The organism is Rahnella sp. RFA10(1/100) (genome assembly GCF_004195115.1).
In the GTDB taxonomy this organism is placed as follows: Bacteria; Pseudomonadota; Gammaproteobacteria; order Enterobacterales; family Enterobacteriaceae; genus Rahnella; species Rahnella perminowiae.
Map to the genome: position 1 here is coordinate 27,879 of NZ_SEWR01000010.1, position 23,728 is coordinate 51,606.

The following is a 23,728-nucleotide window of genomic DNA, read 5'->3' on the forward strand; positions in this document are numbered from 1 at the left end:
AAGCAGCTCACACAGCAAACGAGCGCACAAACCTCGCTTTATTTCGGCTTATTTGAACCTGCTCGCATTTTTGGCAGGACATTACAAAAGTCCAGTAAAACACAAATTTGTCCACTATTAGCGTTATCAGCAGCGGCCTATTGTTGTGGTCGATAGCCTTTCTGTATCTGCGGTTTTGAAATGAAACCCTGATATTTGCGATTTTTAGCCCGGCACCGGTTTTCGTGGAGTTCATCATGAAAGACTTGATCACTATTCTAAAAAATACCCGCCAGCATCTGATGACTGGCGTGTCTCATATGATCCCCTTTGTGGTCGCAGGCGGCATTTTGCTGGCGGTCTCCGTGATGTTGTATGGCAAAGGTGCCGTACCGGATGCGGCAACCGATCCGAACCTGAAAAAGCTGTTTGATATCGGTGTCGCTGGTTTAACCCTGATGGTGCCTTTTCTGGCGGCTTATATCGGCTATTCCATCTCGGATCGTTCCGCGCTGGCTCCTGCTGCCATCGGTGCCTGGGTCGGTGCGTCATTCGGTGCAGGATTTTTTGGCGCGATCATCGCTGGCCTGCTGGGTGGCATTATCGTCTTCTATCTTAAAAAGATCCGCGTACCGAAGATCCTGCGCTCAGTGATGCCGATCTTCGTGATCCCGATTATCGGCACGCTGCTGACAGCAGGGGTCATGATGTGGGGACTGGGCGAACCGGTTGGTCTGCTGACCACCTCCCTGACTCACTGGCTGCAAAGCATGCAGCAGGGCAGCATTATTGTGCTTGCCATCATCATGGGGTTGATGCTGGCCTTCGACATGGGCGGGCCGGTGAATAAAGTTGCCTACGCTTTCATGCTGATTTGCGTGGCACAAGGTGTGTATACCGTGGTGGCCATTGCCGCCGTGGCTATCGCAACACCGCCTCTGGGATTGGGTTTCGCCACGCTGATTGGCCGTAAATATTATTCCACTGAAGAGCGCGAAGCGGGCAAAGCCGCCATGCTGATGGGCTGCGTCGGCATCACCGAAGGTGCTATTCCTTTTGCCGCCTCTGACCCGCTGCGTGTCATTCCTGCCATCATGGCTGGTTCAGTGTGTGCGGCGGTGACAGCAGCTCTGGTTGGCGCGCAATGCTATGCCGGCTGGGGCGGACTGATTGTGTTGCCGGTTGTACAGGGAAAACTGGGGTATATCGGTGCATTGCTGGTCGGCATGTTTGTCACGGCACTGTGCGTCAACACGCTGAAATATCTGGCCGCCAAAAAGCAGTCGGCAAAAACGCGTCAGGAATCAGAACTTGATCTGGACTTCGAAATTAACTGAACCCAAAGGAAAACATCATGACTCACATTATTGCTGTAACCGCGTGCCCGTCCGGTGTTGCTCATACCTATATGGCGGCTGAAGCGATTGAACGCGCGGCAAAAGCTAAAGGCTGGGAATGCAAAGTTGAAACGCAGGGTTCAATCGGCCTGGAAAACGAACTGACGCCGGAAGATGTGGCGGCGGCAGACATCGTGATCCTGACGAAAGACATTGGCATCAAACAGGAAGAGCGCTTCAGAGGTAAAGTCACGGTGCGTGTGGCCATCAGTGATGCCGTAAAACGGGCAGATGCCATCATGGAAAAAATCGCAGCACATCTCGCCAACGCTGCCATCACGGATTGACGCCAGGGAGAATGAGATGACTTCCCGCACAGAACGTCTTAAAGCCGCACTTTTCGCCAGCCCGCGTGAAATTTCGCTGGAACGTGCCCTGCTGTATACCGAAAGTCACCGCAGCACAGAAGGCGAACCTACGCTTCTGCGCCGCGCAAAGGCCACGGCACATATTCTGGATAACGTTGAGATTGCCCTGCGTGAAGGCGAGTTGATTGCCGGTAACCGTACGGTCAAACCGCGTGCGGGGATCATCTCTCCTGAAATGGACCCCTACTGGTTGCTGGAAGAACTGGATGGGTTTTCAGCCCGTCCACAGGACCGCTTTAACATTTCGGAGCAGGATAAACAGATTTACCGCACACAGCTTTTCCCTTACTGGGAATCGCGTTCGATGAAAGATTTCATCAACAGTCAGATGCCGGAAGATGTCACCGCTGCCACCAAAATGCAGATATTCAGTATCAACCAGACAGACAAAGGCCAGGGGCATATCATTATTGATTATCCCCGGTTACTGAATTCTGGCCTGGATAACGTCGTTTCAGAACTTCAGCAGCGCGTCGCCGGCGCGCCGGATAATACCTTTTATCAGGCAGCGCTGATTACGCTACAGGCAGCACAGCGGCATATTTTGCGCTACGCCGCGCTGGCAGAAGGGTTAGCAGAAGCCTGTCAGGATACCTCGCGAAAACAGGAGCTGATACGTATTGCCCGCATTTCGCGTCATATTTCAGTCAATAAACCGCAGGATTTCTATCAGGCCTGCCAGCTGTTCTGGTACATGAATATCATTTTACAGATCGAATCCAATGCCAGCTCGTTATCGCTCGGGCGCTTCGATCAGTACATGTTGCCGTTCTATCAGTATTCCCTTTCGCACGGTGAATCACCGGCGTTCCTTAAAGAGTTGCTGGAAAGCCTGTGGATAAAGTGCAATGACATCGTGCTGCTGCGTTCGATGTCCAGCGCACGTTACTTCGCCGGCTTCCCGACGGGTTATACCATTTTGCTCGGCGGCCTGACCGACACCGGACGTAGTGCCATCAATGTGCTGTCGTTTCTGTGTCTGGACGCGTATCAGAGCATTTGCCTGCCACAGCCTAACCTTGGCGTACGGGTCAATGAACTGATCGACCGTCAGTTTCTGCTGAAAACCGCTGAAACGATCCGTCTCGGTACCGGTATTCCGCAAATATTCAATGATGAAGTGGTGGTTCCGGCGTTTCTTAACCGTGGCGTACGCCTCGAAGATGCGCGGGATTATGCTGTTGTGGGCTGCGTCGAACTGTCGATCCCCGGAAAAACCTACGGGCTGCACGATATCGCCATGTTTAACCTGTTAAAGGTCATGGAACTGGCACTGTATGAGAACGAGGGCAACCCGGCGATCACTTATCCAGAACTGGTGGAACAGATCCGCCGGAAAATCAGCCATTACGTCAGACTGATGGCGCAAGGCAGCAACATCTGTGATATCGGCCATCGCGACTGGGCGCCGGTTCCGCTGCTGTCTTCGTTTATTGAAGGTTGTCTGGACAGCGGTAAAGACATTACCGCTGGCGGCGCACGTTATAACTTTTCCGGTGTTCAGGGCATCGGTATCGCTAACCTCAGTGATTCCCTGCATGCGCTGAAAGGCATGGTATTTGATCAGCAACGTCTGACCTTTGATGAATTACTGGCTTCTCTGAAAGGGAATTTTGCCGGCGAAGAAGGGCTCGCCATTCGTGCCCGTCTGATCAACCGCTTTGAGAAGTACGGTAATGACATTGATGAGGTCGATCTGATCAGTGCCGATTTGCTGCGTTTCTACTGCAAACAAGTCGAGCAGTTTCGCAATCCACGTGGCGGTCAGTTTACGCCAGGCTCGTATACGGTTTCCGCGCATGTGCCGCTGGGCGCAGTGGTCGGCGCAACGCCAGATGGTCGTTTTGCCGGTGAACAACTGGCAGATGGCGGCCTTTCACCGATGAGGGGACAGGACCATCAGGGACCGACAGCGGTACTGAAATCCGTCAGTAAACTCGACAACACACTGCTCTCCAATGGCACACTGCTGAATGTGAAATTCACGCCATCAACGCTTGAAGGCAGGCAGGGGCTGAATAAACTGGCCGATTTCCTCTGCGCGTTCACCCGCCTGAAGTTGCAGCATGTACAATTCAACGTGGTGAATGCTGAGCAGCTTCGCGAAGCGCAAAGACGCCCGCAGGATTTCGCAGGGCTGGTCGTCAGGGTAGCGGGATACAGCGCGTTTTTTGTTGAGCTGTCAAAGGAGATCCAGGATGACATTATCGGCCGCACCGCACATCAGCTCTGACGGGCAGATCCCCGTCAGGGAGGCCGCGGAAAGACACGCGCGTATCTTCAATATTCAGCGTTTTTCACTCAATGATGGTCAGGGTATTCGTACCCTGGTTTTCTTCAAAGGCTGTCCGCATCGCTGCCCGTGGTGCGCCAACCCTGAATCGATGTCGCCGCGCATTCAGATCATCAAACGTCAGGCAAAATGCCTGAACTGCCGCACCTGCCTGCAGGATCCGAACGAATGCCCGAGCGGTGCAATGGAATATGTCGGTGAAGACATCACGCTGCCGGAGTTAATGACGCGCCTGCTCAAAGATGAGGTATTTTTCCGCTCATCAGGCGGTGGTATCACGCTTTCCGGCGGCGAAGTACTGATGCAGCACGAGTTTGCCGGTGAGTTGCTCAGGCAGCTACAGGCATTAGGTATAACGACGGCGATCGAAACGGCGGGCGATGCGCCGCTGGATCACCTGCTGTCGCTCACCGATCACTGCGATCAGGTGTTGTATGACTTCAAGATAATGGATCCTATTCATGCAAGATCGGTTCTGAATATGAACCAGTCGAGAGTACGGCAAAATTTTACGGCGCTGGCGCGGCGCGGCGTTAAGTTGATCCCCCGCGTACCGCTGATCCCCGGCTTCACGTTAACGATTGAAAATATGCAACAAATTCTGGATTTTCTGCGACCCTTCAACTTAACTGAAATCCATCTGCTGCCTTTCCATAAATACGGCGAAGCAAAATATCCGTTACTGGATAAACCGTATTCAATGCATAAGATAAAGGTGCCGGATGACGCCACTGTTGCGCCGTTTTATACGATGGCCGAAAAATACGGTTATAACGTGACGCTCGGTGGATAAACTTTTTAAACAGGGGAAATATTATGTCGCTCAAACTGGTCGCCGTAACCGCCTGTATCAGTGGCGTGGCGCATACTTATATGGCGGCAGAAAAGCTGGAAAAACTGTGCCTGCAGGAAAAATGGCCGGTGAAAGTCGAAACGCAAGGTGCACTGGGCATCGAAAATGCCCTGTCACAAACCGACATTGCTCAGGCCGATGTTGTCCTGTTAATCACTGAAATTCAGCTGGAAAACAGCGACCGGTTTGCACATAACCGATGCGTCCAGACCGGAATTCACACCTTTTTACGTACGCCGGAGAAAGTGATGGCAGCGGTAAAGAAACTCGCCTCCTCGCCTCAGGGAACGAAAATTATTCTACCCTGATGGTGACGATGCCCTGTTTTCCAACTGACTACGGTATTGCCGCCGGTATGCCGACGCAGAGCGCCCGGTATTTTTCCTGAACCGGGGCATGGCTCAGCAACCCTTTTACCCCTGCGTGACTCAGCTAACAGGCCAAAAAAGACCCCCATAAAAAAGAGGCACCGGAGTGCCCCAAACGTTTCAGCAACACCACAACGTAAATCTAGTCAGCGTTCACTCAGACTTTCTCAGCACGCAGACGCTTGGCCGCTTTCACCATGTTTTCCAGCGACTCACGGGTTTCCGGCCAGCCACGGGTTTTCAGGCCGCAGTCCGGATTGACCCACAGGCGTTCGGCCGGAATACGGTCTGCGGCTTTACGCAGCAGATCTTCAATCCATTCAACGCTTGGTACGTTTGGCGAATGAATGTCGTAAACACCCGGCCCGATTTCATTCGGGTATTCGAAATCTTTAAACGACTCCAGTAAATCCATATCGGAGCGTGAGGTTTCGATTGTGATCACATCGGCATCCAGCGCGGCAATGGAATCCATGATGTCGTTGAACTCGCAATAACACATGTGGGTGTGGATCTGCGTGTCATCACTGGCAATCGCGGCATTCAGTTTGAACGCATCCACCGCCCAGCGCAGGTAGGCATTCCATTCAGACTGGCGCAATGGCAGGCCTTCACGCAGTGCCGGTTCGTCAATCTGGATGATGCCGATACCGGCCTTTTCCAGATCTTCCACTTCGTCGCGCAATGCCAGCGCGATTTGTTTGGCGATAGTTTCGCGGCTGACATCTTCACGCGGGAATGACCAGCAGAGAATGGTAATCGGGCCGGTCAGCATGCCTTTCACCGGTTTTTCGGTCAGAGACTGTGCGTACTTCGCCCACTCAACGGTGATCGCTTCCGGACGGCTGACGTCGCCGATAATGACCGGTGGTTTCACACAACGTGAGCCGTAGCTCTGTACCCAGCCGTTTTGCGTGAACACAAAACCGTCCAGGTGTTCGCCGAAGTATTCCACCATGTCATTACGTTCCGCTTCGCCGTGAACCAGTACGTCGATATCCAGACGCTCCTGTTCTTTGATGGCTTGCCGGATGTGCTCACTGATACCGGTACGATATTTGCTCTTATCAAGACGACCTTGTTTAAAGTCCAGGCGCAGACCACGGATTTCAGTGGTTTGCGGGAATGAACCGATGGTCGTCGTCGGCCATGCCGGCAGGTTGAAACGGGCACGCTGTGCTTTGGCACGTTCGGTATAAACGTGCTGACGTTCAATATCCGTAGCCGTGATTGCAGCCACACGTCTCCCCACAGCAGCGTTATTTACGCGGGCTGATTCGCGACGGGCACGGATTGGCGCACTGTATTCAGCCAGTTTCTGTTGTGCCTGCGCGGTGGGATTGTTCAGGGCAGATGTCAGCAATGCCAGTTCGGCACATTTTTGCAGGGCGAAGGCGAACCAGCTTTTCACTTCATCATCCAGACGGCTTTCAACGTTTAAGTCGATCGGGCTGTGCAGCAATGAACAGGAACTGCCAATCCAGACGTTACGGCCTTCAACCAGTGGCTTGAGACGGTCAAACCAGGTGCTGAGATCCGCCCGCCAGACGTTACGACCATTGATGACACCCAGAGAAATCAGCCACTCTTTTGGCAGCGCGTTGATGACGGTTTCCAGATCATCATGACCGGCAACGGCATCAATGTGCAGCCCCTGAACCGGCAGGGCCCGGAGGGTGTCGAGATTATGTCCGACGCTGTCGAAATAGGTGGTCAGCAGCAGTTTAATTTTATTCTGTTGCAGGGCGGTATAAGCCGGTTTGTAAGCATTTAGCCATTCCTGAGGCAGTTCCAGCACCAGAGCCGGTTCGTCAATCTGCACCCATTCGATGTCGCGTTTTGCCAGTTCAGCCAGCACCTGCTGATATACAGGCAGGATGTCGTTGAGCAGGGAAAGACGGTCAAACGGTTCGCCTTTCACTTTGCCGAGCCAGAGATAGGTCAGCGGGCCAAGCAGAACCGGTTTCACTTTGTGACCGAGCGCCAGCGCTTCATCCACTTCTTCCAGCAGTTGTGTCCAGGTCAGTTTGAATTTCTGACCTTTCACGAACTCCGGCACCATATAGTGGTAGTTGGTGTTAAACCATTTGGTCATTTCCGCTGCGGCAGCCGGTTTACCGGTCGGTGCACGGCCGCGGCCAAGACGGAATAAAGTATCGAGGTCAACAGAGCCGTCGTCATTCTGGTGACGTGCAGGCACGTTACCCAGCAGCAGACTGGTGGTCAGTACGTGATCGTACCAGGCAAAATCGCCCACCGGCACCCAATCCACGCCGGCTTCAGCTTGTTGTTTCCAGTGACGGGCTCGCAATTCGCGACCGGTTGCCAGCAATTCTTCCTGCGTGGCATTACCCGCCCAGTAGCTTTCTTGTGCTTTTTTAAGTTCACGACGCAGACCAACGCGTGGAAAACCCAGAGTGTGATTCAGTATCGTCATCTTTTTAAGTCCTGTTTAGCCATCCAGATGTTTACACATCCATAATCCGCAGGTAGTGTATATTCCACAAGCGCAAATTATTCATGACAAAGTGAAGGACACTCATGATCGAACTGAAACACCTGCGAACGTTGCAAGCACTGCGCAACACCGGGTCACTGGCCGCAGCCGCTTCGCAGCTTCATCAGACCCAATCGGCCCTGTCGCACCAGTTCAGTGACCTTGAGCAACGCCTCGGTTTCAGATTGTTCGTGCGAAAAAGTCAGCCCCTGCGTTTTACCCCGCAGGGTGAAATCATGCTCAATCTGGCAGAACAGGTGCTGCCGCAAATTCAGCAGGCACTGCAGGCATGCAATGAGCCACATCAGACTTCGCTGCGTATCGCGATTGAATGTCACAGCTGTATTCAGTGGTTAACGCCCGCACTGGATAATTTCCATCAGAACTGGCCACAAGTAGTAATGGATTTCAAATCCGGCGTGACATTCGACCCGCAGCCCGCACTGCAACAGGGCGAGCTGGACATCGTATTAACCTCCGACATCCTGCCGCGTAGCGGTTTGCACTATTCTCCGATGTTTGATTTTGAAGTGCGTCTGGTGCTGGCACCGGATCATCCGCTGGCAGGCAAAGCGGTCATCACGCCGGAAGATCTGAGCACTGAAACGCTGATGATTTATCCGGTGCAACGCCAGCGTCTGGATATCTGGCGACATTTCCTGCAACCGGCAGGTATCAGCCCGTCACTGAAAAGTGTCGATAACACATTGTTATTGATTCAGATGGTGTCGGCGAGGATGGGGATTGCAGCGTTACCGCACTGGGTAGTGGAGAGTTTTGAGCGCCAGGGTCTGGTTGTGACCAAAACCCTGGGCGAAGGCTTATGGAGCCGTCTGTACGCCGCCGTGCGTGACGGCGAACAGCGTCAGCCTGTGACGGAAGCGTTTATTCGTTCGGCCCGGCAGCACGCGTGCGATCATCTGCCGTTTGTTCGCGACGCGGCACGACCCAACGCCGGTGTACCCACAGTGAGGACATAATCACAGCGGCACCTGTGATAAAACTCGGCCAGTGCGGCTGCTGTTGCCAGATTGCCAGGTTAACCAGCAGCCCTGCCGGGACGTGAAAGTTGTTCATAATCCCAAGCGTTCCCGCATCAACCTGCGTTGCCCCGTAGTTCCACATAAAGTATCCCAGCCCGGAAGCCCCGATCCCCAGCCACACCAGAATCCCCCATTGCAGATGGGTGGTCGGCAGTTTTTGCGGATTCCCCCACAGGAACCACGCCACCACTGCGCAAAGCAACGCCCCCAGATAAAACCAGGAAAACGCCGTATGTTGCGGCACCGGACGGGTTTCCATCAGACGCTTGTACCCCACCTGCCCGATGGCAAAACAGATATTCGCCGCCTGCACCAGCAGCAAACCGATGATGAAATGTTCGCTGATATGGTCGTAACGGATAATCGCTGCACCGGCCACCGCCAGCAGTGCGCTGAGCGCATAGCCCATGCGGATTTTCCGTCCGCTGATCAGGTCATAAATCAGCGTGACATACAGCGGCGTCATTACCGTAAACAACAGGAATTCCGGTACCGACAGGTACAGGTAGGCCTCAAAACTGATGAGATACATGATACCGAGCTGCATCGCCCCCACCGCCATATACAGCAAAATGGTGGTGAGCTGATGGCCTTTCCAGCGCAGGAAAGGCAGAAAAACCAGCGCCGCCAGCCCTAAACGGACTAATACGGAAAACACGCTGTCGACCTGTCCGGCCAGATACACGCCAATCAGGCTGAAGGAAAAGGCCCACAAGATGGTGGTAATGATGAGTAAAGGCACGGCAGCTACGCCCTGTTTGTCAGAGAAAAAGTGAAAGATGCACGATTGTAACGGAATGGGGGAAACCGCGAAGTACGAAGATGGTTTACGTTTGTTTAATTATTGAGCAAACGAGAGCCGTGCCACGCTTTGAGGGAATCGTGCGCTCAAATCACACGTCTGCCGCCGGGATGGCATACACTTAACCTATGACCGGAAATGGAGGATGACCTGATGAAATGTTTGTATGGAATGCTTGCCGCGCTGCCATTGCTGTTTGCCGTTCAGACCGCCAGCGCCGCCGAAAAGGTGCCGAATCCTAACGATCCGCTGCTGACCAATCCGTCGCAACAACGCATGCAGCAGCAACAGCAAAACAATCAGCAGATGCAGAAACGCCAGCAGGAGCAGGATTTACGTAACAGCCAGCAGCAACAGCAACTCAAGTTGAAATCGCAAATCCAAAGCAATCAGCAACGGTTGCAGATCCAGCAGAATAATCAGACGCTGAATCAGAAATTGAACCAGACGCCTTAACCCGCAGTTCAGGCGTGGTGAACACCACGCCTGATGCCGGATTTTAACGCCAGGTTCTAGGCAAAATCGGGCCCGATCACATCAATCTTATCCGTACAGATACAGTCCACGCCCCAGCGCAGTAATTCGCGGGCGCGTTCCGGGCTATTCACCGTGTACACCAGAATACGCAACCCGGCGTCTTTAATCGCTCTGACGCGTTCTTCGTTCAGTAATTTATGGTTAAGATGCAGGGAAACGCACTCCAGTTCACCGGTCAGTGCTTTCCAGTTTTCGTGCCATTCGTCGATCAGTAAGCCGCGAGGCAATTCCGGTGCGGCTTTTTTGGCGGCAACCAGCGCATTGAATTCAAACGAGGAAAGCAGCGGCGGAACGGCCTGATCTTTCCACAATTCACGGGCAGCCAGCGCGATGTCAGTGCCGGTTTTCTCATCAGTTCCGGTGGTCGGTTTGATCTCGATATTTACCATCATGTGATGGTATGCGCAGCGTTCGGCTACCTGCGCCAGCAGCGGCAATTTCTCGCCTTTAAATGTGGCGCTGTACCAGTCACCCGCATCAAGCTGGGCCAGTTTTTCCCACGGCAAATCCCCCGCAACACCCCAGCCGTTGCTGGTACGTTGCAGCGTATCGTCATGCAGCAGGAAGATCTCTCCACCCTGCGCCAGTTTGGCGTCAAATTCGATCATGGTGTGACCGTATTTTGCGCCTGTGTCGATGGCTGCCAGCGTATTTTCCGGCGCCAGTGCGCCACCACCGCGGTGTGCCACAATACGTGGATAGGGCCAGGCTTTCATGTTCATTCCATCCGTAATCCGCTGTGAGTATCGAAAAAGTGTAACGCTTTCGCCGGGAAATCCAAGCGCAACAGCGATCCGGCTGTCGGGAACACTTCATGCGACAAACGGACAACAACGCCGCTGCCCGCCAGCTTGCCGTGCGCCAGATTATCCGCGCCCAGCAGTTCCAGCGTATTCAGCACCATCGGGATCCCCTGCTGAGTATCATCAGTCAGATGAATATGTTCAGGACGGATGCCCACCGTCAGTTCACGGCCGCCCCATTCAGGGCGCGGAACCGGCAGCGGCAATTCAAATCCGCCTTCCATTACCAGCGATAATCCATCCGTAGTCAGCTGGCCCGGTAATAAATTCATGGCTGGCGAACCGATAAAACTGGCGACAAACAGACTTGCCGGTCGGCGGTAAACTTCGGAGGGTGTACCGATTTGTTCGGCAATGCCTTTGTTCATCACGATCACACGCTCAGCCAGCGTCATGGCTTCGACCTGATCGTGCGTGACATACAAACTGGTGGTGCGCAGACGGCGGTGAAGCTGTTGCAGTTCGAGGCGCATCTGCACCCGCAGTTTGGCATCAAGGTTGGACAGCGGTTCGTCGAACAGGAATACCGCCGGTTCACGCACGATAGCGCGGCCCATCGCCACACGCTGACGCTGGCCACCGGAAAGCTCACGCGGTTTGCGTTTGAGCAGCGGGCCGAGTTCCAGGATACGCGCCGCCTCTTCGACGCGGTCGAGGATCTGCGCCTTGCCGAAGCCACGAATTTTCAGGCCATATGCCATGTTGTCGAACACGGTCATGTGCGGATACAGCGCGTAGTTCTGAAATACCATCGCGATGCCGCGGTCTTTCGGTTCCAGTTCGGTGACGCGTTGGTCGTTGATATAAATATCACCGGAGGTGGTGCGCTCCAGCCCGGCCACCATACGCAGCAGGGTGGATTTTCCGCAGCCGGAAGGGCCGACCATCACGATGAATTCGCCGTCAGCGACGTCCAGGTCAATGCTCTGGATAATCTGGTTTTTGCCGTCGTAGGATTTGGTCACTGCCTGTAATTTCAAATTTGCCATTTCAGTTTACTTCTCACTGTCTACCAGGCCGCGCACAAACCAGCGCTGCATCAGGAGCACCACCGCCAGCGGTGGCAATAAGGTCAGGATCATGGCCGCCATCACCTGATTCCATTGGGTCGAGCCGTCGCCGGAAGAAATCATGCTTTTAATTCCCGCCACCGCCGTGCCCATCGAGGCATCATTGGTGATCAGGATCGGCCATAAATACTGGTTCCAGCCATAGATGAAGGTGATGACGAACAGCGCTGCAAGGTTGGTTTTTGACAGCGGCAAAACGATGTCCCAGAAGAAGCGCATCGCGCCAGCACCGTCGATACGCGCCGCTTCCAGCAGCTCATCCGGCAAGGTCATAAAGAACTGACGGAACAGGAAGGTCGCGGTCGCAGACGCCATCATCGGCAACGTCAGTCCGGTGTAGCTGTCGAGCATATGCAGATTGGCGATCACCTGCACGGTCGGGAAAATACGCACTTCCACCGGCAACATCAGCGTCATAAAAATCAGCCAGAAGAACAGATTACGCAGCGGAAAACGAAAATAGACAATCGCGTAGGCCGACAACATGGATACCGAAATCTTACCGATGGTGATCACCATCGCCATGATGAAGCTGTTGAACAGCATCCGCCCGAATGCCGGACTGCTGTTGCCCGCGCCCTGCGTCCAGATGATGCTGATGTTTTCCCATAAATGCGTGCCTGGGATCAGCGTCATCGGCACGTCAAAAATTTGTTTGTTATCCAGAGATGCCGCCACAAACGCGACATACAGCGGAAAGAGGATCACCAGCACGCCGAGCAGCAGCATGATGTGGCTGAAAATATCCAGCCCTCTGCGGTTTTCAATCATTGGTAACGCACCTTACGCTCGACAAAGCGGAACTGAATGAACGTCAGGCCGCAAACCAGCAACATCAGAATCACGGACTGCGCGGCAGAACTGGACAAGTCCAGACCGGAGAAACCTTCGCGATACACTTTGTAAATCAGGGTAGTTGTCGCCTGTACCGGGCCACCGGCCGTCGCGGCATCAATCACCGGGAAGGTATCAAAGAAGGCGTAGACCAGATTGACCACCAGCAGGAAGAAACTGACCGGCGAAATCAGCGGCAACACCAGATGGAAGAACCGGCGAACCGGACCCGCACCATCGATAGCCGCCGCCTCCACCAGAGATTTGGGGATCGACTGCAATGCCGCCAGGAAGAACAGGAAGTTGTAACTGATTTGCTTCCAGACCGATGCCAGCACCACCAGAAACATCGCCTGACCGCTGTTTTGCGCGTGGTTCCAGTTATAGCCCATCGAGCCTAAGAAATGGGTGATCAGACCGAGGCCGGGGCTGAACAGGAACATCCACAATACGGCGGCCACGGCAGGCGCAACGGCGTATGGCAGGATCATCAGCGTCTGATAAATCCGGCTGCCGCGTACAACGTGATCGACCAGCGCCGCGAAAAACAGCGAAACGGCCAGCCCGATAAACGCCACCATAAAGCTGAATTTCAACGTGGTATAAAACGAATCGAGATAGTACGGGTCCTGAAACAGCTGTATGAAGTTAGTCAGACCGGCAAACGTACTGGATAAGCCGAACGGATCCAGCGTCTGAACCGAATACCACAGCGCCTGACCTGCAGGCCACAGGAAAAATATCGCGGTGATCAGCAGCTGTGGCAATACCAGCGCGTAGGGCAGCCAGCTGCAACCAAAACCGGGACGGTGTGAACTCATGATGGTGTACTCGTTGATGCGATGGCGGGTTTAGCTCCTCCCCCTGCGAAGGGGAGGTTGGGAGAGGGTTTTGCAAACGACTAAGCTGTCTTTAATACCCCACCAACCCTCCCCTTCGCTGGGGAGGGAGCAAAACTGGATTACTTAGTAGAAGCTTCGAAGCGACGGAGTAACAAATTCCCGCGCTGTACCGCAGTATCTAATGCTTCTTTGGCAGTTTTCTTACCACTCCATACGCTTTCCAGTTCTTCATCCACGATGGTGCGGATCTGAGGCATGTTGCCCAGACGCAGACCCTTGGTGAACGGCAATGGCGGCTTGTTCAGCATCTGGCGGGTAGCAACGTCAGAACCCGGGTTCTTGTCGTAGAAGCCCTCTTTTTTGGTCAGTTCATACGCGGCGGTGGTCACCGGCAGATAACCGGTTTTCTGATGCCATTCGGCAGCAATTTCAGGTGTGGTCAGGAATTGCAGGAATTCGGCAACGCCTTTGTAGGTATTTTTGTCTTTGCCGTTCATTACCCACAGGCTTGCACCACCGATGATGGCGTTTTGTGGGGCGCCTTTGATGTCTGCGTCGTAAGGCATCATGCCTACGCCATAGCTGAATTTAGAATACTGACGGATGTCAGCCAGGGAACCGGAAGAGGCGGTGGTCATTGCGCAATCGCCGTTATAGAACTTGGCGGTGGATTCATCCTTACGACCAAAATAGGTGAAATCACCTTTTTTGTTCATGTCTTCCAGCATCTGAATATGTTTGATTTGCTCTGGTTTGTTGAATTCCAAAACAGCATCCGTGCCATCGAAGCCATTATTTTTGGTAGCGATCGGCAGACCATGCCAGGCGCTGAAGTTCTCGATTTGGATCCAACCCTGCCAGCCACTGGCGTAGCCACATTTCATGCCAGCTTCACGTAATTTCTCGGTGTACACCGCCATATCCTGCCAGGTTTTTGGCGGCTGATCCGGATTAAGACCGGCTTTCTTAAAAGCGTCTTTGTTGTAATACAGCACCGGCGTGGAGCTGTTGAAAGGCTGGGACAGCAGGCGGCCTTTGGAATCGGAGTAATAACCCGAAACAGTCGGCACAAACTGGGAAACGTCTTCTTTAATCCCTGCATCACTGAACACTTCGTAAACCGGTTTGATGGCTTTGCTGGCCATCATGGTCGCGGTGCCCACTTCGTAAACCTGCAGAATCGCAGGCGCATTACCGGTTCGGTACGCTGCAATCCCAGCCGCCAGGCTTTCGTCGTATTTGCCTTTATAGACAGGCACAATTTTGACATCAGGGTGCGTCTGGTTAAAACGGTCGGCCAGCGAGTTCACTTCTTTGCCTAACTCGCCATCCATAGAGTGCCAGAAAGGAATTTCTGTCACAGCAAAAGCATTGGCGCTGAAAGCCAGCGCCAGCGCGGTGCCAATGACCGTTTTTTTGAGGTTGATGAACATGCCTGTCTCCTGAATTCTGCTGGTGTAGAACAAGTGCAGAGAAATAATGGATATTAAGAAACGTTTTTATTCGGGAGCTAACATGACATGGAAAAATGACAGAAAAACATAAAATCAATGACAGTAATATGACAGCGATGTTAAATAAAGCTTTGTAGGGCATTGCTTAATTCATAATGAATTCGACTTGAACAGCCACTAAAATTATCATGCACTCAGAAAAATCTACCACCCACCTCATTTACAACCCCTTAAATAACATACAAATACAAGGTGAAATTAAGAAAAATGGAAGATAAGAACATATGCCAGATAAAATATGGACGATAGAGGAATTTAAAAAGCAATCCAATCTGGGATTGTTTCACAGAAGGGCCAATGTTTATCTGGCTCATATTGATACGCTCTTACAACATTACAAAATCATTACGTTAGAAACGCCCGATTTAGAAGCCAATCTGCTGCTAATGATTTGTGATGCCTGTCAGAAATATTATCACCGTAAGCCTGCAAACCATCGCGCTGCGGCGGTCATGATACTTCATGATCAGGCTCTTAAACGCGCTAAGGCCCTCACTCTTCAACTCGTGACCGGCGATAGCTCAGGCCACGGACTTCGGGGTTGGGCGAAAGTCAGGGCGGCAGTAAAACCTTTTGTGGTGGGAATAACGGGCAAAACACATCACCGTTTACATCAAGATTACTGGCAGGAAGCATTAATACCCGGCCATTTTCCTTTAGCAAGGGCCATTGCTTATAGTAAAGACCCGTTATCAATCTGGAAGACGTCCTCAAGCCCATTGAGTTTTTTGGACTGGCTGCGTGAATTTTATATTCCGGATATGTTTGATAATAAAAAGGGAGAAGAATTACTACGCAGACTGCAAATGGGCGTCACTTATTTAGACAGCGCACAGCGTGAAGATAAAAAAATTTATATCAACAATGGCATCATTTATAATTCACGCGGTGAACGGTTTCACACAGGTAATATGAGCACCAATACTGCTGGCGAGGGATGGGCCATATTTGTGATGGCGCCCAATAATAGCCTTTACGCTAACGATCATAGGGTGGATATTTTCCACCACTCGAGCTTCCTGAGCGGCGCGCCGGTACAGGCTGCCGGTGAAATAGCGGTAAATAATGGAATTTTGGTCGGGATTACGTGTAAAAGCGGCCATTACCGCCCGAACGCGGCCAGTTTTGTGCGCATTTTATTCTGGCTAAAGCAGCATGGCGCCCTGCTCCAGGGTGTTGCTGCCTGTCCGGTCATTAGCGATCATATTCAGGAATTTTTTGACGCGGAAGAAGTGCTGTTAAATGGCGGGAAAAAGGGAACGAAAAATATAAAACCGTGTAAAGTTTATCCATCCGACATGTAATGCCTGCCGACAGGTACCGGGCACAAAAAGGTACCTGCTGACAGACAAGCGAAGGAAAATTACAATGCGCGTTTGAGGCGGGCAACCGCCTCATGCATTTGCTCTTCAGTCGCGGTAGCAAACGACAAACGGAACGTCGAGTGATCCGGGTTATCGGCATAGAAGAATTCGCCCGGTACAAATACCACACCCTGCGCCAGCGTCTTTTTCATCCAGTCAGCACAATTACGCGGTTCGCGGAAGCGTGCCCACAGGAACATGCCGCCTTTCGGATATTCAAACGTCAGCACGTCTCCCAGTTCGCGTTCCAGCAGTTCGGCCATAACCTGACATTTCTTTTTATAGGCCGTACGGATGGTTTCGATCTGCTTCGGCAGACGGCCCAGGCCGAGATAATATTCGGCAATTGTCTGCGACAGCGCGCTGGCATGCAGATCCGCCGCCTGCTTGATGATGGCAACTTTGTGCAGTAGCCAGTCGGGCATAATGACCCAGCCCAGACGCAGGCCCGGTGCCAGGATTTTAGAAAATGTCGAAGTGTAGATGATGTTATCCGCGTTACCGTACAGCGTCTTCGACAGCTCGAAAAGCGTCGGCTGGCGTTCTTCAGTGAAACGCAGTTCGCCGTAAGGGTCATCTTCCACAATCAGAAATTCGTGCTGTGCCGCCAGTTTTACCAGCTGTTCGCGACGGGCACGACTCAGGGTCACGCCGCTCGGGTTACCGAATGTCGGGACAAGATATACACCTTTGATTTTCTGCGTCTTCAGCAGTTGTGCCAGCTCATCAACAATCATGCCATCGCCGTCAGAACCGACGGATAACAGTCTGGCCTCCGCCAGTTCCAGCGTCTGTAAGGCTGCCAGATAGGTCGGGCGCTCGACCACGAAAACGTCATCCGGGTTTACCACGGCGCGCATCACCAGATCCAGCGCCTGCTGGGAGCCGGCAGTGACCACAATATCATCCGGACTGGCCACCACACCGCGTTCCTGACAAAGCTCAGCAATACGCTCACGCAGCGTATAACTGCCTTCAGTCAGCCCATACTGAAAAGCATGCTCCGGCTGTTCAGTGATGGCCAGTTGCGTCGCCTCACGCAGACCGTCGAAATCAAAAAGCGCCGAAGAAGGAATACCACCCGCCAGCGAAATAACGCCTTCCATCTTGCTGTGTTTCAGCAATTCCCGGATGGCCGAACTTTTAAGCCTGACCATACGGGCGGCGAGTAAACCTTCTGTGTTCATGACATGTTCCTGATGGTATGCAAAGTTATACGAATGTAAGAGATGTTAATTTATAGACAAAATAAAAACCGCAAAGCGCTTGCCGTGCGGTTTGTCAGATTTAACACAGTTTTTTAAAATCCGAAGCCAGTTTATGCACCGAGATAAGCCGCACGCACTGCTTCGTTCGCCAGCAATGCCGCACCGGTGTCTTCCAGCACCACATGACCGTTTTCCAGCACATAGCCGCGATCGGCCAGTTTCAGCGCCTGATTGGCGTTTTGCTCAACCAGGAAGATGGTCATGCCTTCTTCGCGCAACTGCTGGATAGTGTCGAAAATCTGCTGGATGATGATAGGTGCCAGCCCCAGCGACGGTTCATCGAGCAACAGCAAGCGTGGCTGACTCATCAGCGCACGGCCAATCGCCAGCATCTGTTGCTCACCGCCGGACATGGTGCCTGAACGCTGCACACGACGCTCTTTCAGGCGCGGGAACAACGTAAACACACGCTCCAGCCGCTCCTGATACTGATCGCGTGTGGCAAAGAAACCGCCCATCGCCAGGTTTTCTTCCACCGTCATACGGGAGAATACGCGGCGACCTTCCGGCACAATCGCGATATCGCCGCGCATGATTTTGGCGGTCTGCCACTGCGTGATGTCTTTCCCTTCGAAAATAATCGAGCCGTTCGTCGCACGCGGTTCGCCACATAAACTGCCGAGCAGCGTGGTTTTACCGGCACCGTTTGCGCCGATCAGCGTGACGATTTCCCCTTTATTAATGTTCAGGCTGACTTCATGCAGCGCCTGAATTTTGCCGTAATGGGCGGATACCTGATTAAATGACAACATCTTGTTCTGTCCCTTAGACTTCGCCCATTAACCTTCGCCTAAATAGGCGCGGATCACGTCAGGATTATTACGAATTTCAGCCGGTGTGCCTTGCGCCAGCGGCGTTCCCTGATTCACCACGTAGATGCGGTCAGAAATGCCCATGACCAGTTTCATGTCGTGCTCAATCAGCAGCACCGACACGTTGTGCTGGTTACGCAGTTCAGCAATCAGCTGGTTCAGCTCTTCAGTTTCACGCGGGTTCAGGCCGGCAGCCGGTTCGTCGAGCATCAGGATTTCCGGACGCGTTACCATGCAGCGGACAATTTCCAGCCGGCGTTGCTGGCCGTAAGCCAGATTACCCGCCTGGCGGTTTGCCAGTTCGAGCAATCCGACGCGCTCCAGCCAGTCAGCAGCACGATCCAGTGCATCGGCTTCAGCACGGCGAAAACCCGGCGTTTTGAACAGGCCAGCCAGTACACCGCTTTTCAGGTGCTGATGCTGGGCGACCAGCAGGTTTTCGATCACGGTCATTTCACGGAACAGGCGTACGTGCTGGAAAGTTCGCACCACGCCCATGCGGGCAATTTTCTGCCCCGGCAATCCTTCAAGATGTTGATCACGTAACTTAATGGTGCCGCCGCTTGGTTTATAGAAACCGGTCAGGCAGTTAAATACCGTGGTTTTACCGGCACCGTTGGGGCCGATCAGGGAAACAATTTCACCCTGATTAAGGTTCAGCGCCACGTTGTTGACCGCCAGCAGGCCGCCAAAACGCATCATCAGCCCTTCAACCGCTAACAGAGGTTGCGTACTCATGCCTTTTCCCCCTGATCCGCGATTTGTTGCTTAGACAGTTTCAGTTTCAGTTGCGGTCGCTTCATCGGCAGCAAGCCCTGCGGACGCCAGATCATCATCAGCACCATCAACGCACCGAGCAGTAACATGCTGTATTCATTGAGATCACGCATCAGCTCACGGGATACCACCAGCAGAATCGCCGCCAGGATAACCGCAAACTGCGAGCCCATCCCGCCGAGCACCACGATAGCCAGCACGAACGCAGATTCCGCAAAAGTGAAGGATTCCGGGCTGACAAAGCCCTGACGTGCCGCAAACAGCGTACCGGCAAAACCGGCAAACGCAGCGCTGATGGTGAATGCGGTCAGTTTGATGCGGGTCGGGTTCAGGCCCAGTGAGCGGCAGGCAATTTCATCTTCACGCAGTGCTTCCCATGCACGACCCAGCGGCATACGCAGCAAACGGTTGATGATGAACAAGGTTGCGATCACCAGCAGCAGCGCCACCATGTACAGGAAGATGATGCGATCACTCGGGTCATACGTGACATGAAAGAAGTTACTGAAGGTATCCCAGCCGCCGTCGCGCGGCGTACGGCTGAATTCCAGCCCGAACAGCGTCGGTTTAGGGATCTGGCTGATGCCGTTCGGCCCGCCGGTCAGTTCGGTATTATTGAGCAGCAGGATACGGACAATTTCGCCGAAACCCAACGTGACGATCGCCAGATAGTCACCGCGCAGCCGCAAAACCGGGAATCCGAGCAGGAAACCGAATGCCGCAGACACCAGACCGGCCAGCGGTAAGGCTTCCCAGAAACCGATGCCATAATAATGGTTGAGCAATGCGTACGTGTAAGCACCAATGGCGTAAAAGCCGCCGTAGCCCAGCACCAGCAGACCGGACAGCCCGACCACAACATTGAGACCGAGGCCCAGCATAATGTAGATCAGGGTCAGCGTGGCGATATCCACGGTGCCGCGCGAGACGATAAACGGCCAGGCGATAGCGGCGATAATCAGCACCAGCGCCAGCAGTTTTTGTTTTGGCGTTGAGCCATCAAAGCTTGGCAAAACCCAGCCCGGACCCGAGACTTTTTTCAGGCTGCTACTGACCATCGGGCGGAACAACTGGAACACGAAGACGATCACACAACCGATGGCAATCCACGTCCAGCGCACTTCACCGGCCCCGTTGACCACCAGTTTTGTGCCGTCGAGACTCAGCTGCAATCCCATAATGAACGCCGCCAGCACCAGCAGGACGAATGCCGAGACCAGCGCATTTAACAGATTCAGGCGCTTCATACTTTCTCAACCTCCGGGCGACCAAGAATACCGGTCGGCAGCACCAGCAACACCACGATCAGCAGTGCGAAGGAGACCACGTCTTTGTATTCAGTGCTCAGATACGCCGAGGTCAGCGCTTCGGCCACGCCTAAAATCAGGCCGCCGATCATCGCGCCCGGAATACTGCCGATCCCTCCCAGCACCGCTGCGGTGAAGGCTTTCATCCCGGCCATAAAGCCAATATACGGATTAATGACACCGTAAAACTGACCGAGCAGAACGCCCGCCACGGCCGCCATTAATGCACCAATGACGAAGGTCAGCGAAATTACGCGGTCCGTGCTGATGCCCAGCAGGCTGGCCATTTTGAGATCTTCTGCGCAGGCACGGCAGGCGCGGCCCATGCGTGAATAACGGATGAACAACGTCAACGCCAGCATCGCAACAAACGTGACGACCCAGATAATCAGCTGCATGGTGCTGATGGTCGCCGCAAAGCCGTTGGTCTCTCCCAGTTTCCACTGGCCGGTAACCAGACTCGGTAAGGCAAGATCGCGTGAGCCCTGGGTGAGGCTGACGTAGTTTTGCAGAAAAATAGACATCCCGATGGCAGAAATCAGTGCAATCAGACGCTTGGAGTTACGCACCGGCTTATATGCCACGCGTTCAATACTCCAGCCATACGCACTGGAAATTACAATCGCCGCGATGAAACCGGCACCGATCAGCAACCAGCTGGCATCGATACCCATCATCATCAGGGCAGCGATAACGATAAAGGAGACATAACTGCCGATCATATACACCTCGCCGTGGGCGAAGTTAATCATGCCGATAATGCCGTAAACCATGGTGTAACCAATGGCAATCAGCGCATAAGTGCTGCCCAACGTGACACCGTTGAACATCTGCTGAATGAAATAGAGGAACTGCTCTGACATACCCTATCCTTATTAATCAAGGGTTTGATAACTTGTGCTGAGACTGCAACCCGGCGCCTCTTATAACAATAGACGCCGGGCAGAGTAATGCGCTGTTCTGAAACATAATGCCCAAAATCATTCGTGTTGCATCAAGGCGGCAACTGAATGAATCCCCGGGAGCTTACACAGGTAAGTGACCGGGGTGAATGAAGGCGGCCAACGCAGAGGCGGCGCGAAGGATGCCGGGCATTTATTTGATTGGGGTAGACGTGCCGTCCTTATGCCACTCGAAGATACCGAATTCGAATCCTTTCAGGTCACCTTTATCATCCCAGCTCAGCGGGCCCATCACGGTATCCACTGACGCTGATTTCAGATTTTTGGCGATATCAGCCGGTTCCATGCTGCCACTACGTTCCATACCGGTCGTCAGCGCCTGCAATGCGGCGTAAGTCGTCCAGACGAACGGACCGGTTGGATCCAGTTTCTTGGCTTTCAGCGCATCAACGATTGGCTGGTTGGCCGGAACCTGATCATAGCGTTTTGGCAATGTCACCAGCATGCCTTCAGAGGCATCACCCGCGATGTTAGACAATGAAGAGTTGCCCACGCCTTCCGGGCCCATAAATTTCGCTGCCAGACCGGCTTGTTTTGACTGACGCAGGATCTGACCCATTTCCGGGTAATAACCGCCGAAATAAACGAAATCGACGTTTTCTTTTTTCAGACGCGCCACCAGTGTGGAGAAATCTTTGTCGCCTGCGGTTACGCCTTCAAAAAGAACAACGTTACCGCCACCTTTTTTCAGCGCGTCCTGTACGGAACGGGCCAGACCTTCTCCGTATTGCTGTTTATCATGCACAACAGCGATGCGTTTTGGTTTGATGGTATCGAGGATATATTTCGCTGCGGTCGGACCCTGATCGGAATCCAGACCGGTGGTGCGCATCACCATTTTATAACCACGGGTGGTCAGGTCAGCGTTGGTCGCCGCCGGAGTGATCATCAGCACGCCCTCATCTTCATAGATGTCCGAGGCAGGCTGAGTGGAAGAAGAACACAGGTGGCCGATAACATAACGGATACCGTCGTTAATCACTTTGTTGGCCACGGCAACAGCTTGTTTAGGGTCACAGGCATCGTCATATTCCACGCCAACCAGTTTATCGCCCTTCACTCCGCCTTTGGCGTTGATGTCAGCGATCGCCTGTTTTGCCCCCGTAAATTCCATGTCACCGTACTGGGCAACCGGACCTGACATAGCACCCACGATGGCAACTTTGATGTCTTTTGCGAACGCCGCCTGACTCATTGCTAATGCGATACACCCTGCCAGCCAGATCTTACCCTTTGTTACTTTCATCCGATTACCCCGTTCATGTGTGTGTTGTGGTTTGCTCTTTGTTGCCTGTTCAAAACATCATCACTTAGGAAATTTAGTATAAGTAATAACGAGTTACCGGCTTATTTCGTCTTATTTTCGAATAAGACTTTATAATTCATAACATTAAACAGGAATTTTCTTCTGCAAATCAAATGGCACAATCAGAAATATGAGGTGTAAACAGAATTTTATTTGGATGGAAAATCGGTTCCGTTTCAGACAATCAGTCGTTAACGCTGGCATTATTGATTAAAGCCAACATTTATCGCTTATACTCGGATCTCTAAAAAAGTTTTCACGCTGTTACTGTACAAAAAAAGTTACGCCCGATTTTTAGAAGGATCCGCTACACTGGCGTTCCCATTTCCTGACCTTCCGCATCATGAAATTAACTATCCAAAAACTGACGTCACTCAGCGCGCAGGACCTGATCGATCTGGCCAAAATCTGGCCGGCGCAAACTGAAAGTGACTGGCAAGCCAGCCTGCAAAATAACCGTGCGCTGTTCGCGGCCGTGTTTAATGAACGCATTCTGGGCGCAGTCAAAATCACGCTCAACGGCAATCAGGGTGAACTTCACGATCTGTTGGTACGGGACGTCACCCGCCGTCGTGGTGTCGGGTTGTATCTGATGGAGGACTTACAGGCGCAATTGCCACAGGTGAGGAGCTGGACGATGAAGGCTGATAATGACGCCGTTACCGCTGCCTTTATGCAGGCATGTGGTTTTGTGCGGGAAGAAGACGTCTGGAAAAAACCCTGAAGCACGGT

22 protein-coding genes are annotated in these 23,728 nt (G+C 53.0%); 9 read left to right on the forward strand and 13 right to left on the reverse strand.

All coding sequences use genetic code 11. The features are described from left to right. The first annotated feature begins 236 nt into the window (after window positions 1-236). Genes ETV65_RS21845 through ETV65_RS21865 form a run of 5 tightly spaced genes read left to right on the forward strand, consistent with a single transcriptional unit; the run spans window position 237 to window position 5,198 of the window. Entirely contained in the window at window positions 237-1,316 is a 1,080-nt protein-coding gene (locus tag ETV65_RS21845; RefSeq protein WP_129955166.1) for a PTS fructose transporter subunit EIIC, read from the forward strand. Between the two features lie 17 nt (window positions 1,317-1,333). Then, complete coding sequence (locus ETV65_RS21850) at window positions 1,334-1,663, forward strand: PTS fructose-like transporter subunit IIB (RefSeq protein ID WP_129955167.1); 330 nt, start codon at window positions 1,334-1,336, stop codon at window positions 1,661-1,663. A gap of 16 nt (window positions 1,664-1,679) precedes the next feature. Next, the gene (locus tag ETV65_RS21855) at window positions 1,680-3,977 is read left to right on the forward strand and encodes a formate C-acetyltransferase (protein ID WP_129955168.1); all 2,298 of its coding nucleotides are present in this window, start codon (window positions 1,680-1,682) and stop codon (window positions 3,975-3,977) included. After that, window positions 3,943-4,830 carry a [formate-C-acetyltransferase]-activating enzyme gene (locus ETV65_RS21860; protein ID WP_129955169.1) on the forward strand — a complete coding sequence of 296 codons (888 nt, stop codon included), beginning with the start codon at window positions 3,943-3,945 and terminating at the stop codon, window positions 4,828-4,830. The genes ETV65_RS21855 and ETV65_RS21860 overlap by 35 nt, the downstream gene beginning before the upstream one ends. 23 nt (window positions 4,831-4,853) lie before the next feature. Then, window positions 4,854-5,198 carry a PTS fructose-like transporter subunit IIB gene (locus tag ETV65_RS21865; RefSeq protein ID WP_129955170.1) on the forward strand — a complete coding sequence of 115 codons (345 nt, stop codon included), beginning with the start codon at window positions 4,854-4,856 and terminating at the stop codon, window positions 5,196-5,198. 217 nt (window positions 5,199-5,415) lie between these two features. Here ETV65_RS21865 and metE read toward each other — a convergent pair whose 3' ends face one another. Next, entirely contained in the window at window positions 5,416-7,695 is a 2,280-nt protein-coding gene (metE, locus tag ETV65_RS21875) for a 5-methyltetrahydropteroyltriglutamate--homocysteine S-methyltransferase (RefSeq protein ID WP_129955171.1), read from the reverse strand. Between the two features lie 104 nt (window positions 7,696-7,799). Here metE and metR point away from each other — a divergent pair, with 104 nt between their 5' ends. Next, a complete protein-coding gene (gene metR, locus ETV65_RS21880) occupies window positions 7,800-8,735 on the forward strand; it encodes an HTH-type transcriptional regulator MetR (protein ID WP_129955172.1) in 936 nt (311 codons plus the stop codon). Here metR and ETV65_RS21885 read toward each other — a convergent pair. Then, window positions 8,641-9,540: a carboxylate/amino acid/amine transporter gene (locus tag ETV65_RS21885; protein WP_129955173.1), complete on the reverse strand. Its 900-nt coding sequence runs from the start codon at window positions 9,538-9,540 to the stop codon at window positions 8,641-8,643. The genes metR and ETV65_RS21885 overlap by 95 nt on opposite strands. A 213-nt stretch (window positions 9,541-9,753) precedes the next feature. On the opposite strand from ETV65_RS21885, the gene ETV65_RS21890 reads away from it, so the two are divergent. Continuing rightward, on the forward strand, window positions 9,754-10,056 hold the full coding sequence (locus ETV65_RS21890) for a DUF2756 domain-containing protein (RefSeq protein ID WP_015699075.1): 303 nt from the start codon (window positions 9,754-9,756) through the stop codon (window positions 10,054-10,056). Between the two features lie 56 nt (window positions 10,057-10,112). Here ETV65_RS21890 and ugpQ read toward each other — a convergent pair whose 3' ends face one another. The 5 genes from ugpQ to ugpB all read right to left on the reverse strand — a co-directional run bounded on the left by ugpQ (window position 10,113) and on the right by ugpB (window position 15,119). Further along, on the reverse strand, window positions 10,113-10,859 hold the full coding sequence (gene ugpQ, locus ETV65_RS21895; RefSeq protein ID WP_240782868.1) for a glycerophosphodiester phosphodiesterase: 747 nt from the start codon (window positions 10,857-10,859) through the stop codon (window positions 10,113-10,115). Continuing rightward, on the reverse strand, window positions 10,856-11,929 hold the full coding sequence (locus ETV65_RS21900; RefSeq protein ID WP_129955175.1) for a sn-glycerol-3-phosphate import ATP-binding protein UgpC: 1,074 nt from the start codon (window positions 11,927-11,929) through the stop codon (window positions 10,856-10,858). The genes ugpQ and ETV65_RS21900 overlap by 4 nt, the downstream gene beginning before the upstream one ends. A gap of 6 nt (window positions 11,930-11,935) precedes the next feature. Beyond that, window positions 11,936-12,781 carry a sn-glycerol-3-phosphate ABC transporter permease UgpE gene (gene ugpE, locus ETV65_RS21905; protein ID WP_129955176.1) on the reverse strand — a complete coding sequence of 282 codons (846 nt, stop codon included), beginning with the start codon at window positions 12,779-12,781 and terminating at the stop codon, window positions 11,936-11,938. Beyond that, the gene (gene ugpA, locus ETV65_RS21910; RefSeq protein WP_129955177.1) at window positions 12,778-13,665 is read right to left on the reverse strand and encodes a sn-glycerol-3-phosphate ABC transporter permease UgpA; all 888 of its coding nucleotides are present in this window, start codon (window positions 13,663-13,665) and stop codon (window positions 12,778-12,780) included. Before ugpA ends, ugpE begins: the two co-directional genes overlap by 4 nt. 140 nt (window positions 13,666-13,805) lie before the next feature. Then, complete coding sequence (gene ugpB / locus ETV65_RS21915) at window positions 13,806-15,119, reverse strand: sn-glycerol-3-phosphate ABC transporter substrate-binding protein UgpB (protein ID WP_129955178.1); 1,314 nt, start codon at window positions 15,117-15,119, stop codon at window positions 13,806-13,808. A 305-nt stretch (window positions 15,120-15,424) separates the two neighbouring features. Here ugpB and ETV65_RS21920 point away from each other — a divergent pair, with 305 nt between their 5' ends. After that, window positions 15,425-16,504 (forward strand): hypothetical protein, encoded by a 1,080-nt coding sequence (locus ETV65_RS21920; RefSeq protein WP_129955179.1) that lies wholly within the window; start codon window positions 15,425-15,427, stop codon window positions 16,502-16,504. Window positions 16,505-16,563: 59 nt separating this feature from the next. Here ETV65_RS21920 and ETV65_RS21925 read toward each other — a convergent pair whose 3' ends face one another. From ETV65_RS21925 to ETV65_RS21950, 6 genes are all read right to left on the reverse strand, one after another. Continuing rightward, the gene (locus ETV65_RS21925; RefSeq protein ID WP_129955180.1) at window positions 16,564-17,751 is read right to left on the reverse strand and encodes a PLP-dependent aminotransferase family protein; all 1,188 of its coding nucleotides are present in this window, start codon (window positions 17,749-17,751) and stop codon (window positions 16,564-16,566) included. Window positions 17,752-17,882: 131 nt separating this feature from the next. Continuing rightward, window positions 17,883-18,584, reverse strand: a complete 702-nt coding sequence (gene livF / locus ETV65_RS21930) for a high-affinity branched-chain amino acid ABC transporter ATP-binding protein LivF (RefSeq protein ID WP_015699082.1) — start codon at window positions 18,582-18,584, stop codon at window positions 17,883-17,885. Between the two features lie 27 nt (window positions 18,585-18,611). Continuing rightward, complete coding sequence (livG, locus tag ETV65_RS21935; RefSeq protein ID WP_013577465.1) at window positions 18,612-19,382, reverse strand: high-affinity branched-chain amino acid ABC transporter ATP-binding protein LivG; 771 nt, start codon at window positions 19,380-19,382, stop codon at window positions 18,612-18,614. Then, window positions 19,379-20,668 (reverse strand): high-affinity branched-chain amino acid ABC transporter permease LivM, encoded by a 1,290-nt coding sequence (locus ETV65_RS21940; RefSeq protein WP_129955181.1) that lies wholly within the window; start codon window positions 20,666-20,668, stop codon window positions 19,379-19,381. Before ETV65_RS21940 ends, livG begins: the two co-directional genes overlap by 4 nt. Then, window positions 20,665-21,591 (reverse strand): high-affinity branched-chain amino acid ABC transporter permease LivH, encoded by a 927-nt coding sequence (livH, locus tag ETV65_RS21945; protein ID WP_013577467.1) that lies wholly within the window; start codon window positions 21,589-21,591, stop codon window positions 20,665-20,667. The genes ETV65_RS21940 and livH overlap by 4 nt, the downstream gene beginning before the upstream one ends. A gap of 232 nt (window positions 21,592-21,823) precedes the next feature. Continuing rightward, a complete protein-coding gene (locus ETV65_RS21950; RefSeq protein ID WP_129955182.1) occupies window positions 21,824-22,936 on the reverse strand; it encodes a branched-chain amino acid ABC transporter substrate-binding protein in 1,113 nt (370 codons plus the stop codon). Window positions 22,937-23,339: 403 nt separating this feature from the next. Here ETV65_RS21950 and panM point away from each other — a divergent pair, with 403 nt between their 5' ends. Then, a complete protein-coding gene (gene panM / locus ETV65_RS21955; protein ID WP_129955183.1) occupies window positions 23,340-23,720 on the forward strand; it encodes an aspartate 1-decarboxylase autocleavage activator PanM in 381 nt (126 codons plus the stop codon). Window positions 23,721-23,728 lie beyond the last annotated feature (8 nt).